This window comes from Micromonospora sp. NPDC049662, from assembly GCF_040675055.1.
GTDB lineage: Bacteria > Actinomycetota > Actinomycetes > Mycobacteriales > Micromonosporaceae > Micromonospora.
Genome location: NZ_JBFAOC010000026.1, coordinates 20078 through 34781 on the forward strand (window position 1 = coordinate 20078; position 14704 = coordinate 34781).

The following is a 14704-nucleotide window of genomic DNA, read 5'->3' on the forward strand; positions in this document are numbered from 1 at the left end:
TGCCCCGACGTCAAGGATCCCGAGTGGACCATCACCCCGACGGGTGCGGGGTCGGCCCCTGCGCCTCCGCAGACCGACGACCCCGAGTCACGCAGAGAGCGGTGCGTTTGCCGGTGCCGAGCCCGTCGGTGCCCGCCCGATGGAGCCACGAGCCGTGCACCTCGCTGACCTGCGCGCTGCCACCGGACCGTGTGTAGGACACCTGCCAGTCGCGGATGGTCTGGTAGGCGCCGTGGTCGAGATAGTCGAGGTGCAGCTCGACGTCGACGTGCTGCCCCGGGGGCAGGGCGGTGAGTCGGCGGGTGAGCCGTCCGCAGGCGACGAAGGCGAGCGTTCCGGTGATCGACACGTGCCAGGCGCCGGGGTTCGGCTCGGTGACGTGGATGTCGCAGCGGGCCAACCGCCACAACATGAACAGCGCCGCCGTCGCCATGCCCAGCCCGACCCCGATCAGCAGGTCCGTCGCGGCCACGCCGACCGCGGTGACCACGTAGATGGGCAGCTCCCGGTGCCGGGCGTACGTACGGATCTGGGCGAGGCTCACCAACCGCAGGCCGACCACCACGAGAACGGCGGCGAGGGCGGCCATCGGGATCATCTCCAGCAGCGCGGAGCCGGCCAGCACGAACCCGGCGATCCAGACGCCGTGCAGGATGGCCGACGCCCGGGTGCGTGCCCCGGCGGCGACGTTGGCCGAGCTGCGCACGATGACGCCGGTCACCGGGAGGCCGCCGAGCGTTCCGGACACGGCGTTCGCGGCGCCCTGGGCGATGAGCTCCCGATCGAGGTTCGCGCGTGGGCCGTGGTGCATGCGGTCGACGGCCACCGCCGAGAGAAGAGACTCCACGCTCGCCACCAGGGCGATGGTGACGACTGCCGGGAGGACCTCCCACGGCGGCGAGTCGGGCCAGCGGGGGAGGGCGAGCGCGTTCAAGGGGTTGGCGGGCAGATTCACCCGCTCCACGTCGGCGCCGAGGACCGTCGCCACCACGGTGGTGACCACCACCGCCACCAGGGTCGCCGGCAGCATGGTGGTCTTGACCAGCCGGGACCAGACCAGCAACAGCCCGATGGTCAGCGCGCCGAGCAGCACGGACACGCCGTGGTGGTCGGCGACCTGGCCGGGCAGGTCACGTAGGTTCGCCCACGCGGAGCTCTGGGGCGCGCCGCCGAGCGCGACGTGCACCTGGCTCAACGCGATGACCAGGCCGATGCCGGCCAACATTCCGTGTACGACGGTTGGCGACAGCGCGAGCGCGGCCCGCCCGAGGCGGGTGATGCCCAGCAGGATCTGCAGCAGTCCGGCGACGGTCACGATCGCGGCGGTGCCAGCGAAACCGAACTCGGCGATGGTGCCCGCGACGATCACGGTGAGCCCGGCCGCTGGTCCGCTGACTTGAAGCGGCGCTCCGCTGAGCGCGCCGGCGACCACCCCGCCCACGACGGCGGCGATCAGTCCGGCCAGCAGCGGTGCTCCGGAGGCGGCGGCGATGCCCAGGGACAACGGGATGGCGATCAGGAAGACCACGATCGACGAGGGGATATCGTGCCGAAATGACGCTAAAGTCGACATCTTGCGAAAGCTACCGAGATAATATTAATGCATAGTTAAGCGTGATTCTTTCACCCGGGACACGAACGGGGCGCGACCGCTCGGTCGCGCCCCGCCGTTGTGCCGTCGACTCAGTTACGCGTACAGCTCCTGCCGTTCAGCGAGAAGCTGCTCGGGGACGAGTACGACCCGTTCAGCGTCCCCTGGTAGCCGAAGCTGGCCGTGCCGCCGGGGGCGAGCGACCCGTTGTGGCTCACGTTTCGGGCGGTCACCGCGGATCCGCTCTGGCTGACCGTCGCGTTCCAGGCGTTGGTGACCGTCTGCCCGCCGGGCAGGTTGTAGTTCAGCGTCCAGCCGTTGATCGCGCTGGACCCGGTGTTGGTGATCTGCACGTCGGCGGTGAAGCCGTTGTTCCACGAGTTGGCCGTGTACTTGACCGCGCAGCCCGAGGTGCCGCCCGGCGGCGGGGTGGTCGGCGGCGGGTTGGTGGGGTTGCCGCCGCCGTTGACGTTGGCCGAGAACGAGGTCACCGCGAGCCCGACGCCGCCCTGCCACGGCTCGAAGCCGGCCTGGATGCTCGTCAGGTACCAGGAGTTCGTGATCGCGCCCCGGTTGCGGGTGTCGTTGACGAAGTCCATGACGCTGAAGTTCAGGCTGGAGGTCGTGGACTGCGCGACGTACGAGATGACGTTGTTGGAGCCGTTGCTGCCGCGCCAGACCTCCCAGGTCCGGCCGGCCAGGTTCGTCGTGCCGACCACCGAGCCGATGGGCTGGATCGGGCCCTGGCGGTTGAGCCAGATCATGATCTCCATCTGGTTCACGCCGTCCCGCTTGGGTGACGGGTCCAGCCAGATGTCGTACGAGGCGTTGTAGGTCGCGCCGCTCACGTACCGGTAGCTGATGCTGCTGGTGGCGCTGCTGATCTGCGACACCTGGATCGGCAGGTTCGTGCCGGGGGAGCAGTTGGTGTAGTGACAGCCGAAGAAGATCGAGGGGTACGCCGTGGGCGCGCCATTGGTGGGGCTGCTGCCGTTCAGCGTGGTGATCTCGAAGCCGTTGCTGGTGGCGTTGATGCACTGCTGGGCGGTCGTGCCCCACCGGTTGTTCTGCACCACGTAGCGGCCCTGGATCACGGTGGAGCCGTACTGCTCGCAGATCAGGGTGTCGGCGGAGGCGCTGCCGCCGAAGGCCACGGCCACGAGGGAACTGGTGAGCAGCAGCCCGGCGGCGGCCAGGGCTCGAAGGTGACGCTTCATGACGCTCCTTGACTCGGCGCAAGCTGGGCGCCGGCTGTGGTGGGGTGGTGCGGGAGCGCTCCCACGCTCAACGACACATTTACATGTCTGAAACTGTGGCGCAACCGCATGCGTCAAACTGGCGAATTGTGAGGATTGCCATGCCCCTCCGGTCGGCTGTCAGCCCACCTCCCGGTCAGCGGCAGCGGCCGACGGCGAGCGGTTCGCGCCGGGCCGATCGGCTCTGGTGTGCGTCGATCGCTCCGAGTAGCGTGTTGCCTCCAACGCGTGCCGTTCCCCTCCGGAGGCGTACACCACCATGCGTAGCTCCCCCCTGCGCATCCTCATCGTCGGCGCGGGCATCGCCGGCCTGGCCGTGGCCCGGGCCCTGCGCCTGGCGGGCTTCCGGCCGGATGTGACCGACAAGCTGCCGGCGGGAGAGTCGACCGATGTCGGCCTCTACCTGCCCGGCAACGCCGCCCGCGCGCTGCACCGGCTGGACCTGCACGATCCCGTCCGCCCGCTCGGGCAGGTGATCCACCGGCAGCGCTTCTTCGACGCCTCCGGGGCCCCGCTCTGCCAGGTCGACCTGGACGCGCTCTGGGCCGGCGTCGGGGAGTGCCGGGCGCTGCCCCGGAGCGACCTGCACCGGGTCCTGCTCAGCGGCGCCGGCGGCGCCGTCCGCCACGGCGCCGAGGTCCGCACCCTGGAGCTGCTGCCGGGCGCCGTCGGCGTCACCTTCACGGACGGCACCCGCACCGAGTACGACCTGGTCATCGGCGCCGACGGACCGCGATCGTCGGTCCGGACCCTGGCCGCGCTCGGCGGGCCACCCCGCCCGGCCGGGCACGTCGTCTACCGGGCCGTCCTGCGCGACGGTCCGGCCGTCACCGACTGGACCGCGCTGCTGGGGCAGCGCTGCGGCCTGCTGCTCGTGCCGATCGGGGAGGGCCGGCTGCACTGCTACGCCGACGAGGTGGGCACCGAGCCGCCCGCGGACCCGCTGGCCCGGCTGCGGGAACTCTTCGCCGACTACCGGGGCCCGGTGCCCGAGGTGCTCGACACACTCGACCGGGTGGACGTCGGGATCACCGACGAGGTCGAGCTGGGTCGCTGGCACCGGGGGAGGGTGCTGCTGGTCGGCGACGCCGCCCACGCCACCGCGCCCACCCTGTCGCAGGGAGCGGCGATGGCCCTCGAGGACGCCGTGGTGCTGGCCGAATCACTGCGCGCGGCCGGCAGCGTCGAGGCGGCGCTGATGGCGTACGAGAGTCGTCGTCGCCCGCGTACCCGATGGGTGGCCGACCGGACCCGGGACCGCAACCGGACCCGGGACGTCCCGCCGGCGCTGCGCGACCCGCTGCTGCGCGGACGCGGCGGCCGGATCTTCGGGGAGCACTACCGGCTACTGGTCGGCCCGCTGTAGGCCCGTTGTAGATCGTGTCACGCCACCCCACGCGGCGCTGCGACCTGCCGGGGACTATCCTCCTTGCGGATGACGGCCCGCCGATAAACAGCGTGAGCCGAGCGGGACAACCGAGAACCGGAGGCCACTCGTGACCACCGTCGCACCCAAGCCGGTCGTGACCCGGCCCTGGCCGGTCCGGGAGCCGGTCAAGGGGTCGGCCATCGCGCGGCTGCTGCGAACCACGGACGCGAAGCAGATCGGGATCATGTACATGATCACCGCATTCGTGTTCTTCCTGATCGGTGGCGTGATGGCCCTGATCATGCGGGCTGAGCTGGCCCGACCCGGGCTGCAGTTCCTGTCGCCCGAGCAGTACAACCAGCTCTTCACGATGCACGGCACGATCATGCTGCTGTTCTTCGCGACGCCGATCGTGTTCGCCTTCGCGAACTACATCGTGCCGATCCAGATCGGCGCGCCCGACGTCTCTTTCCCCCGCCTGAACAGCTTCGCCTACTGGCTGTACCTGTTCGGCGGCACGATCGCGACCGCCGGCTTCATCACCCCGGGCGGCGCCGCCGACTTCGGCTGGTTCGCGTACTCGCCGCTGAGCAGCGTCGAGAACTCGCCCGGCGTCGGCGCCAACATGTGGATCATGGGTCTGGCTATCTCCGGCCTGGGCACGATCCTCGGCGCGGTGAACATGATCACCACGGTGCTCACCCTGCGCGCGCCCGGCATGACCATGTTCCGGATGCCGATCTTCACCTGGAACATCCTGGTCACCAGCCTCCTGGTGATCCTGGTCTTCCCGCTGCTGGCCGCCGCGCTGTTCGCGCTCGCCGCAGACCGCATGATCGGCGCCCACGTGTACGACCCCGCCACCGGCGGGCCGATGCTCTGGCAGCACCTGTTCTGGTTCTTCGGGCACCCCGAGGTGTACATCGTCGCGCTGCCGTTCTTCGGCATCATCAGCGAGATCATCCCGGTCTTCTCCCGCAAGCCGATCTTCGGCTACAAGGGCCTGGTCGCCGCGACCATCTCCATCGCCGCGCTGTCGATGAGCGTCTGGGCGCACCACATGTTCGCCACCGGCCAGGTGCTGCTGCCGTTCTTCAGCTTCCTGAGCTACCTGATCGCGGTGCCCACCGGTATGAAGTTCTTCAACTGGATCGGCACCATGTGGCGGGGCCAGATCAGCTTCGAGACGCCCATGCTCTGGGCGGTCGGCTTCCTGGTCACCTTCCTCTTCGGTGGTCTCACCGGCGTGCTGCTGGCCAGCCCGCCGCTCGACTTCCACGTGTCGGACTCGTACTTCGTGGTGGCGCACTTCCACTACGTGCTCTTCGGCACCATCGTGTTCGCGGTCTTCGCCGGCATCTACTTCTGGTTCCCGAAGATGTTCGGCCGGATGCTCGACGAGCGCCTGGGCAAGGTGCACTTCTGGCTCACCATGATCGGCTTCCACACCACCTTCCTGGTGCAGCACTGGCTCGGCGCCGAGGGCATGCCCCGTCGGTACGCCGACTACCTGCCCGGCGACGGGTTCACCACGCTGAACACGATCTCCACGATCGGCGCGTTCATCACCGGTATCTCCACGCTGCCGTTCATCTACAACTGCTGGAAGTCGTACAAGACCGGTCCCGTGGTCGAGGTGAACGACCCCTGGGGTCACGGCAACTCGCTGGAGTGGGCGACCAGCAGCCCGCCGCCGCTGCGCAACTTCGACCGGATGCCGCGCATCCGCTCCGAGCGGCCGGCGTTCGACGCGAAGTTCCCGGAGCTGGCCGCCGGCCAGAGTGTGGCCGGCCCGCCGGAGGGTGGCGCCAAGCCGCTCACCAGCGAGTCGGACGGCGGCGCCACCTACACCGAGGACACCGCCAGCAACCTCGACCGGCACTGACGCTCGACCGAACCAGCACGACGGGCGCCGCCCCCCGGGACCACCGGGAGCGGCGCCCGTCGCGTTACCCCCCAGCCCCGCGCACTCCGCGCGTCGCTCGGCCCAGCCCCGCGCACTCCGCGCGTCGCTCGGCCCAGCGCACCCGCGCCGCACCCCGCTCCGCGCCGATCTTGCACTTTCTGTCGCGGCCAAAGGGGCGAAGTGGGCAAAACGGCGACAGTTTGTGCAAGATCGGCGCGGGGAGGGGCAGGGCTTCCTGTTCGCGAGCGCACTCAAGGGCAAGATCCGCGCAACATCAGGGATGTTGCTGCTTCCCGCGCTCTCGAAGCAGCAACATCAGGTAAGTTGCGCGGATCTTGGTGCCGGGGTGCCGGGGTGCCGGGGTGCCGGGGTGCCGGGGTGCCGGGGTGCCGGGGTGCCGGGCGTGCGGGGTGCCGGGCGTGCGGGGTGCCGGGCGTGCGGGGTGCCGGGCGTGCGGGGTGCCGGGGTGCGGGGCGTGCGGGGGTGCCGGGGTGCGGGGGGTGCCGGGTGCTAGCGGGTTGTGGCGGCTAGTTCCTGCTCGGTTGGTGTCGTCGGGGGGTGGGTGGTGGCGTTGCGACGGCGGCGCAGCTCGATGGGGAGCACGATCAGGGTGACCAGCGCGCCGAGCGCCCCCGTCACCACGAAGCCCCACAGTGGCGCGCTGGCGTCGATGACCGCGCCGGCGAGTGGCGCGCCGACCGCGATGCCGACGGTGACGGCCGAGCCGTGCAGGCCCATCGCCTCACCGCGTACCTCGGCCGGGGCGAGCCGGCTGACGGCGTCGGCGGAGGCCGCGATGGTCGGCGCGCAGAGCGCGCCGGCCGGGATCAGCGCGAGAGAGAGCAGCCACCAGTGGGCGCCGCCCAGCCCGACCGGGATGGTGCAGAGCGCGAGCGCCGCGGTGAGCGCCAGCGGCGACAGCGAGCGGTGCACGGCCCCGTAGGCGAAGCCGCCGACCAGGGAGGCGATCGCCCAGCCGGCCAGGACGACGCCGGTCCAGCCGGCCTCGCCGCTGGCCCGCAGGACGGCGACCACCGCGACGTCGGTACCCCCGAGGACCAGGGTGGCGGCGGTGCTGAGCGCCAGTACGGCGAGCAGCCGGGGCGTCAGCCACTCCCGGCGGGACACCTGGCGTGGTGGGCCGACCGGCTCGGCCGCGCCCCGAATCGGCGGGTTCAGCAGCCACAGCGCGGCCCCGGCGGCGACGATGCCGCCACCGACGAGGTACATGGTGGTCTGCGCCGAGATCGCGGTGACCAGGGCCACCGCCAGCGCCGGACCGATCATGAAGGACAGCTCGACGGACATGGAGTCCAGCGCGTACGCCGGCCGCCGTTGATCTTCCGGGACCAGCGCGGCGATCGACTGGGGGACCACTGAGAAGATCGGCAGGGCCAGTGAGCCGGCCACGAAGGCGGCCGGCAGCAGCAGCGGGTACGCCAGCGAGGGCGCGGTGACCCAGAACACCGCCTCGGCGATCCCGGTGAGGACCAGCACCGGACGCAGGCCGCGCCGGTCGACCAGGCGGCCGAGCAGCGGGCCGCCGATCGCCGCGCCGATCGTGATGGCGGCGCCCACCAGGCCCGCCGCGCCGTAACCCCGGTCGAGGTCGAGCACCACGTGGAAGGTCAGGGTGACCCCGGTGGCCGTGAGCGGGATGCGGGCGAGACGGCGACCAGCAGCAGCGACCGCAGGCCGGGCAGGGCGAGCGCGGTCCGGTAAGGCTTGATGTTCACGTTGGTCCGTACCTCCGGCGACATCCTCGACGGGTCGCGGACCGTTGGCCAACCAATTAGCGCCTCATGCGGCCCTGATCACAGGCTCACCGTGCAGGACCACGCCGGCGCCGTCCATCGCGCGCAGCGCCACGTCGGTGGTCTCCGGGGCGACCGCGGCGGTCAGTTCCAGCAGGACCGTGGTGGCGAAGCCCTCCCGGGCGGCGTCGAGCGCGGTGGCGCGGACGCAGTGGTCGGTGGCGATGCCGACCACATCGACGGTGTCCACGTCGTGCCGGCGCAGCCAGTCGGCCAGGCACTCGCCGTCGTCGGCGTGGCCCTCGAAGCCGGAGTACGCGGCGGCGTGCTCGCCCTTGTGGAAGATCGCCTCGACCCGTCCGGTCTCCAGCTCCGGGTGGAACTCCGAGCCGCTGGTGCCGACCACGCAGTGCCGCGGCCAGGACTCCACGAAGTCCGGCGGATCGCCGAAGTGCGCCCCCGGATCGACGTGGTAATCCTTCGTGGCGACCACGTGCCGCCACCGGCCCGGCTCGCTGGCGAGCAGCCGGGAGATCCCGGCGGCCACCCCGGCCCCACCCGGGACGGCCAGCGAGCCGCCCTCACAGAAGTCGTTCTGCACATCCACGATGATCAGCGCGTTGGCCATCGGGGGTCCCTTCGAGGTCGGATCGGCGGGCTCAGCCGGCGGGTACGACGGTGACCGGCACGGCGGGGTCGCCGGCGGAGAGCTTCAACCCCTCCCACGGGATGGAGATGAGGCACTCGCGCAGGTGTTCCCGGGACTCGTCGAGGGTCGGCAGGGCCACGGGCTCGCCGTCGACCACGTACGAGCGCTGGAGCACCCGGTCGTTGGCCTGCCGGTCGGGCACGCCCTGCGGGACGATGATCTCTTCCGTGGCGGTGCCGGTGGGCTTGTGTCGGCGAACCGCCACCTTGCGCCCCCCGATGGTGGCCTTGTGCTCGGACCGCTTCACCACCGGCCGGCCGTCGACCTCGACGAGCTTGTAGACCAGCCCTGCCGTGGGCGCTCCGGAGCCGGTGACGACGGCCGTACCCGCGCCGTACATGTCGACGGGCTCGGCGGCCAGCGCCGCGATCGAGTACTCGTCCAGGTCGCCCGAAACGATAATCTTGGTCTCGGTCGCGCCCAGGGAGTCGAGCAGTTCCCGGGACTGCTGCGCGATCACCGCCAGGTCACCCGAGTCGATCCGGACCGCCCGCAGCTCCGGTCCGGCCACCGCGATGGCGTTGCGGATGCCCTGCGAGATGTCGTACGTGTCGACCAGCAGCGTGGTGTCCTTGCCCAGCGTGGCGACCTGCGAGGCGAAGGCCGCCCGCTCGTCGTCGTGCAGCAGCGTGAACGCGTGCGCCGCCGTACCCGCGGTGGGGATGCCGTAGCGCTCGCCCGCGGCGAGGTTGGAGGTGAACCGGAAACCGGCCAGGTACGCGGCGCGCGCCGCCGCCACGGCCGCCTCCTCGTGGGCCCGACGTGACCCCATCTCGATCAGGGCGCGGCCCCGGGCGGCGGTGACCATCCGCGCCGCGGCGGCCGCCACCGCGCAGTCGTGGTTGAGCACGGAGAGCGCCACCGTCTCCAGCACTACACACTCGGCGAAGCCGCCGGAGACGGTCAGGATCGGCGAACCGGGGAAGAACAGCTCACCCTCGGCGTACCCGTCGATGTCGCCCGTGAAGCGGTAGTCGGTGAGCCAGGCCGCCGCCGCGTCGTCGACCACCCCGGTGCGACGCAGGAAGTCGACCTCGGCCGGGTCGAACCGGAAGTCGCGGATCAGCTCGATCAGTCGCGCGGTGCCGGCGACCACGCCGTAGCGTCGGCCGCTGGGCAGCCGGCGGCTGAACACCTCGAAGACGCAGCGGCGGTCGGCGGTGCCGTCCTTGAGTGCCGCGCTGACCATGGTCAGCTCGTAGTGGTCGGTCAGCAGCGCGGGGCGGAGGGTGCTCACCGTCCCAGCCTAAGGTTCAGGCCGAGTCGTCGCCCTCGTGGCCCGGGATCGACCGCAGCGCGGCCCACAACTCGGCCCGGCCGGTCACGCCGAGTTTGGTGTAGATCCGCTGGAGGTGGTTCTCCACCGTGCGGGCGGAGAGGTACAGCCGTTCGGCGATGGCCCTGCTGGTCGCGCCGTGCACGGCGAGGCGCGCCACCTGCCACTCGCGTTCGGTCAGCACCGGCGCTCCGGCCCGCAGCGCCGGCGTCCGGATCAGGTTGCACCGCCCGAGCAGCCCCGCGAGCCGTTCGCGTGCCTCGCCGGCCACCACCGAGTGCTGCTGACGCAGCCGGTGCAGGGCCTGGGCGGTGGCCTCGGCGGCGTACACGGTCAGCTCCAGCGCGGCGTAGTCGTCGGCGACCGACAGCAGGTCCGCCGCCGAGTCGGTCACCGCAGCACGGGCGTGCCGGGCCAGCAGCGGCGGCAACACCCCGTCCACCCGCTCGGACAGTTCGGCGAGGCGCTGCGCCACGGTCCGCCGCCCGCCGTCGGAGCAGGTGGGGCCGATCGGCGCACCGGCCTGGTCCAGCCGGACCAGATCGTGCAGGACGTGCACCTCGTGCCCGGCGAAGCCGTCGGCGCGAAGCCGGTCGGCCAGGTCGCCGAGGTGCTTCACCGCGCCCGGCAGGTCACCCGACACGGCCAGCACCGCGCCCCGGGCCTGTTCCAACCACGGGTAGAGCACCGCCATCCCCGGCGCGTGGGTGCGGTCGGCCTCGGCCATCGCCTCGGTGGCCTGCGCCGCGTCGCCGCGCAGCGCCGCCGCCTGGGCCCGTTCGGCCTGGGCCAGGCCCGCGTAGACCCGGCTGGTGGCCAGCACCGCGCAGGCACCCAACGAGGTACGCATGGCCGCGTCACTCTGACCCCGCAGCCGCGCGGCGTACGCCGCCAGGATCGCCAGGTAGCCGGTGCCGAGCCGGAAGTCACCGGCCCCCGCGAGGTCGGCGAACTCGTCGGCCACGATCGCGTCGATCCCGACGAGATCGCCGGTGAGCATGAGCCGGGTGCCGCGCGCCAACTCCAGGGCCAGTTGCAGGTACGGCATGTCGGTGCGCCAACTCGCCGCGGCCGAGTGCACCTGCGCGATGGCCGCGCCGCTGCGCGTCAGCTGACCCTCGGCGGCCTGGACGTACGCGATGGTGCTGCGGGCCAGCTCGCGGGCGGCGATGCTGGCCGCGGGCCGGTCGAGCACGGTCTGGCTGAGCCGTACGGCGGTTGCCGTGTCCAGTCGGTGCAGCCGCATGATCGCCTCGAAGGCGTGCACCCGGGCCCGGTCGGCGGAGTCGCCGAGTTGCTCGACGCGGCTCGCGATCTCCTCCACCGTGGACTCCCGACTGAGCCCCCAGTAGCTGACCATGCCGCGGACGGTCAGCCATCGGCAGAGGCGGCGCTCGTCGCCGGGCTCCAGGGTCACCGCGTCGAGAACGCTGAGCGCCTCGTCCGGTCGGTCGGCGAACATCAGGATGGTGGCCAGCAGCTCCGCCGCGTCCGAGCCGCCGTCAGCGTGCAGCGCGGCCCGGGCCAGGCGGGTCGCCAACGGTACGTCGTACCGGGTGAACGCCTGCATCGCGGCGTCCACGAGCAGGGCGGCGTCCTGCGCGGTGCCGGAGTCGAGCCGCCAGACCGCCACCCGCAGCAGGTCGTCGCGGCGGCGCTTGCCGACCTGCTCCAGCAGTTCGGCGAGGTGCGCCTGGAGGCGTCGGGTGCGGCTGACCGGGCATCGGCGGCGCATCACCTCGCCGTAGAGCGGGTGCGCCAGGCGTACGTTCGTCCGCCGGTCGTGCTGGACGACGGTGATCAGCCCACGCTCCTCGGCGCACTCCACATCGGACTGCTCGGCGGCCTGGTTGAGCAGGTGCAGCCCGAGTGGCTCGCCGAAGGCGACCAGCTCGACGACCGTACGGACGCCGTCGGTGAGCTGCCCGACGCGGGTGTCGATCAGATCGGTGAGGCTGGGCGCCAGCTCCAGTCGCCCGGTCCACTTCCAGAGGCCGTAGGTGCGCTTCAACTCCTCGCTGCCGTTGGCGGCATGCACCAGCTCGCGCAGCAGCAGCGGGTTGCCGGCCGACAGCCGCCCGAGCCGGTCGGCGGAGTTGGCGTCGACGGGCCCGCCCAGGATCGCGGCCAGCAGGCCGGCGGTCTCCGACGGTGGCATCGGGGTCAGCTCGACGTGCTCGACCAGGTCGTCGGTCCACAGCGCGCGGATCGGCAGGGGGATCTGCTCGCCGTCGCGCAGGGTGCCGACCACGGTGGCGTTGTCCGCGCGGGCGACCAGGTGCACGAGCGCGGCGGACGGCGGGTCGAGCAGGTGCGCGTCGTCGATGGCGAGCACGATCCGCCGGCCGGCGGCCTGCTGTTGCAGCACGCCCAGCGCCCAGCGCAGGATGCCGGCGGGGGAGAGCCCCTGTGGCTGCTCCGCCGGGAGGACCTGCACCAGCCCGCCGAACGGCAGCGCCGCGGTGGTGGCGCTCGCGGCGATGGACCAGATGGCGTACCGGTCGGTGGGCAGGGTGTTGACGCCCTCCCGCAACAGCCGGCTCTTGCCGATGCCGGCGCTGCCGCTGAAGAAGAGCCCTCGGCCGGCCTCGCCGGTAACCGCCGCCAGCAGGCGGTTGAGTTCATCGGTCCGGCCGACGAACTTCCATCGACTCATCCGCGCAGCATATCCATCGAGTTCGGTCCGCGCCCGCACCGTCACGCACCGAAGTTGAGTAGTCGCACAATTACCGGTGAGTACCTGCGGTATTCCGCCTGGTCGGCGGGCCACACGTACTCTTCGGGCATCCGGGTAGTGTCACCGGAATTTCCATCCGACCGGCGTGCCGGTCGCCAGCTCCGGGAGGCCACCCGATGCAGCAGGGCCCTCTCCCCTCGCTCGACTCGCCCGGCGACATGGCCAGCTCAGCCGACCCGCCGAGTTGCGCCCCGTTGCCCACCGAGCTTGAGGTTTCCAATCCCCGGTCGGACGAGCCGCTCGGCGTCGTCGCCGTCGGTCCCGCCGGCGCTGACCGGCGTGCCGTGCTCGCCACCCTCGTCGGACTCGACCCGGTGATGCTCACCGTGCCGGCCGGCAGTTGGCTGGTGGTCCGGCACGCCAAGGTGCCGACGCGGGCGGCGTTCGTCCCGGGCTACCGCCAGCCGCACTCGTACGGCGCGGACCGGGACGCGGCCGGCCCGGCACTGGCCCGCCCGCCCCGGCGGGTCGAGCTGAGCGTGCCCGAGCCGCTGCTGCGCCACTTCACCCTGATCGACACGCCGGACACCGGCGCGCTCGGTGTGGCCGGCGTCCGGGTGCTGCGTGACGCCGTCGGCCGGGCCGGCGCGCTGCTCTTCGTGATCGCGGCCGACCAGGCGTTCACCGCCCAGGAGTTGAACCTGCTCGCCGAGGTGGCCGCGGCCCCGGTGGAGGTCGTCTTCGCGGTGACGCCCGGCACGGCCGGTTGGGCGCCGCTGGCCGACGGCACGGCGACGACGGAGGACACGGGGGCGTCCGTCCCGCCGGCGGCCGGCCGTTCGGGGGAGGTGGACCCGGTCGCGGTGACCGTCGCGGCGCACCGCGCGGCGCTGCTGGCCGCCGTCCCCGACCTGGCCGCCGCCCGCTGGTTCCCGGTCGACGGCGTCGACAGCGCGGCCGACCTGCGCCGGGCGTTGGTGGGGTGGTCGGCGACCGAGGGGTTGCAGCGGGCCAGCGCCGAACCGCCCGTGCTGCCGGGGCAGCACGACCGCGTGGCGGTGGCCGCCGACCCGGGCGACTGGTCCGAACGGCTCGACCGGCAGGCCCGCTCCTGCGCCCAGCGGATCCGCCAGCACCTGGCCCTGGAACTGGCGAACATCCATCTGCGGGCCGTTCAGGAGATCGTCTTCGGGGTCGGCTGCGCCGGCCTTCCCGATCTGCTCGACCGGGAGATGGCGGCACTGTCGCTGCTGGCCACCGCGCAGTGCGACCGCGCGGTGCGGGGCATCGTGTCGGACACCACCGCCCAGGCGCTCGGCACGCCGCCCACGGAGGGCGTACGTCGGCGGATCGCCACGGCCGTCCAGTACGGCCTGGCCGACCACCGCACGGGACGCGACCTGGACCGGGTTCTGCTGGTCACCAGTACGGCGGGAGTGGCCGGACTGACCGGCGTCGAGGCGATCGACGCACTCGCCGGTTATCCGACGGCAACCCGTGACGAGGTGCTTCCGCCGATCGCGGTGGGGCTCTCCGGCGGATGCTGGCAGCAGTGGCGTACCCCGGGAAACGACGACCACAGCGCGGCGCGGGCCTGGTCGCAGCGGGCGCTTCGGGAGGTCGAGTTGGAGCTCGCCCGCGAGATCTCCCGGCGGTTCGAGGTGATCCGTCTCTCGCTGGGCGTGGTGCTGTCCGATGCGATCGACCACGGCATCCTGCTTGCCTGAGAGCGTGCCCGCCGTGCGGCTCGACCTCGCTCCGCGTCTCGCCTCCGCCGAGGTGCGAGGCGGCTTCGTGGCGGGCACGACGGGCGATCCGGATTCGTCCGGCGTTCCGGTTCCTCGGTTCCGGGAAACCGGTGGCACGATGGGGGGCATGGCGGCTCCACAGGTTGCACCGGTCGAGACGCCGGCCACTGACGACGTGCCGGCGCCCGACCGGCAATGGGTGACGATCGTGTGGGACGACCCGGTCAACCTGATGACGTACGTGACCTGGGTCTTCCAGAAGCTGTTCGGCTACAGCCGGGAGAGGGCGGAGCAGCTCATGCTGGACGTGCACCACAAGGGCCGCGCCGTGGTCTCGACGGGCGCCCGCGAGCGCATGGAGCACGACGCGTCGCAGCTGCACGCGTACGGGCTCTGGGCAACGGTGGATCGCTCGTGA

At 72.0% G+C, this 14704-nt stretch carries 9 protein-coding genes and 1 pseudogene; 4 read left to right on the forward strand and 6 right to left on the reverse strand.

Going from position 1 to position 14704, the window contains the following annotated elements; all coding sequences use genetic code 11:
* Positions 1 to 31: 31 nt before the first annotated feature.
* The gene (locus tag AB0J36_RS20090) at positions 32 to 1573 is read right to left on the reverse strand and encodes a SulP family inorganic anion transporter (protein WP_357393652.1); all 1542 of its coding nucleotides are present in this window, start codon (positions 1571 to 1573) and stop codon (positions 32 to 34) included.
* A 110-nt stretch (positions 1574 to 1683) separates the two neighbouring features.
* Positions 1684 to 2808, reverse strand: coding sequence for a cellulose binding domain-containing protein (locus AB0J36_RS20095; protein WP_357127709.1), 1125 nt, complete (start codon positions 2806 to 2808; stop codon positions 1684 to 1686).
* A 298-nt stretch (positions 2809 to 3106) separates the two neighbouring features.
* On the opposite strand from AB0J36_RS20095, the gene AB0J36_RS20100 reads away from it, so the two are divergent.
* Positions 3107 to 4213: an FAD-dependent monooxygenase gene (locus tag AB0J36_RS20100; protein ID WP_357127706.1), complete on the forward strand. Its 1107-nt coding sequence runs from the start codon at positions 3107 to 3109 to the stop codon at positions 4211 to 4213.
* A gap of 130 nt (positions 4214 to 4343) precedes the next feature.
* Positions 4344 to 6101, forward strand: coding sequence for a cytochrome c oxidase subunit I (ctaD, locus tag AB0J36_RS20105; protein WP_357127703.1), 1758 nt, complete (start codon positions 4344 to 4346; stop codon positions 6099 to 6101).
* Positions 6102 to 6632: 531 nt separating this feature from the next.
* Here the strand turns inward: ctaD and AB0J36_RS20110 are convergent.
* From AB0J36_RS20110 to AB0J36_RS20125, 4 genes and pseudogenes are all read right to left on the reverse strand, one after another.
* Positions 6633 to 7882, reverse strand: a pseudogene (locus tag AB0J36_RS20110) (MFS transporter).
* Positions 7883 to 7922: 40 nt separating this feature from the next.
* Complete coding sequence (locus AB0J36_RS20115) at positions 7923 to 8504, reverse strand: nicotinamidase (protein ID WP_357173027.1); 582 nt, start codon at positions 8502 to 8504, stop codon at positions 7923 to 7925.
* 31 nt (positions 8505 to 8535) lie between these two features.
* Entirely contained in the window at positions 8536 to 9822 is a 1287-nt protein-coding gene (locus tag AB0J36_RS20120; protein ID WP_357127698.1) for a nicotinate phosphoribosyltransferase, read from the reverse strand.
* A 16-nt stretch (positions 9823 to 9838) separates the two neighbouring features.
* Positions 9839 to 12517, reverse strand: coding sequence for a LuxR C-terminal-related transcriptional regulator (locus AB0J36_RS20125; protein ID WP_357127695.1), 2679 nt, complete (start codon positions 12515 to 12517; stop codon positions 9839 to 9841).
* 197 nt (positions 12518 to 12714) lie between these two features.
* Here AB0J36_RS20125 and AB0J36_RS20130 point away from each other — a divergent pair, with 197 nt between their 5' ends.
* Both AB0J36_RS20130 and clpS read left to right on the forward strand, forming a co-directional pair.
* Positions 12715 to 14265 carry a hypothetical protein gene (locus AB0J36_RS20130; protein ID WP_363660981.1) on the forward strand — a complete coding sequence of 517 codons (1551 nt, stop codon included), beginning with the start codon at positions 12715 to 12717 and terminating at the stop codon, positions 14263 to 14265.
* Positions 14266 to 14413: 148 nt separating this feature from the next.
* The gene (clpS, locus tag AB0J36_RS20135; protein ID WP_039905549.1) at positions 14414 to 14704 is read left to right on the forward strand and encodes an ATP-dependent Clp protease adapter ClpS; all 291 of its coding nucleotides are present in this window, start codon (positions 14414 to 14416) and stop codon (positions 14702 to 14704) included.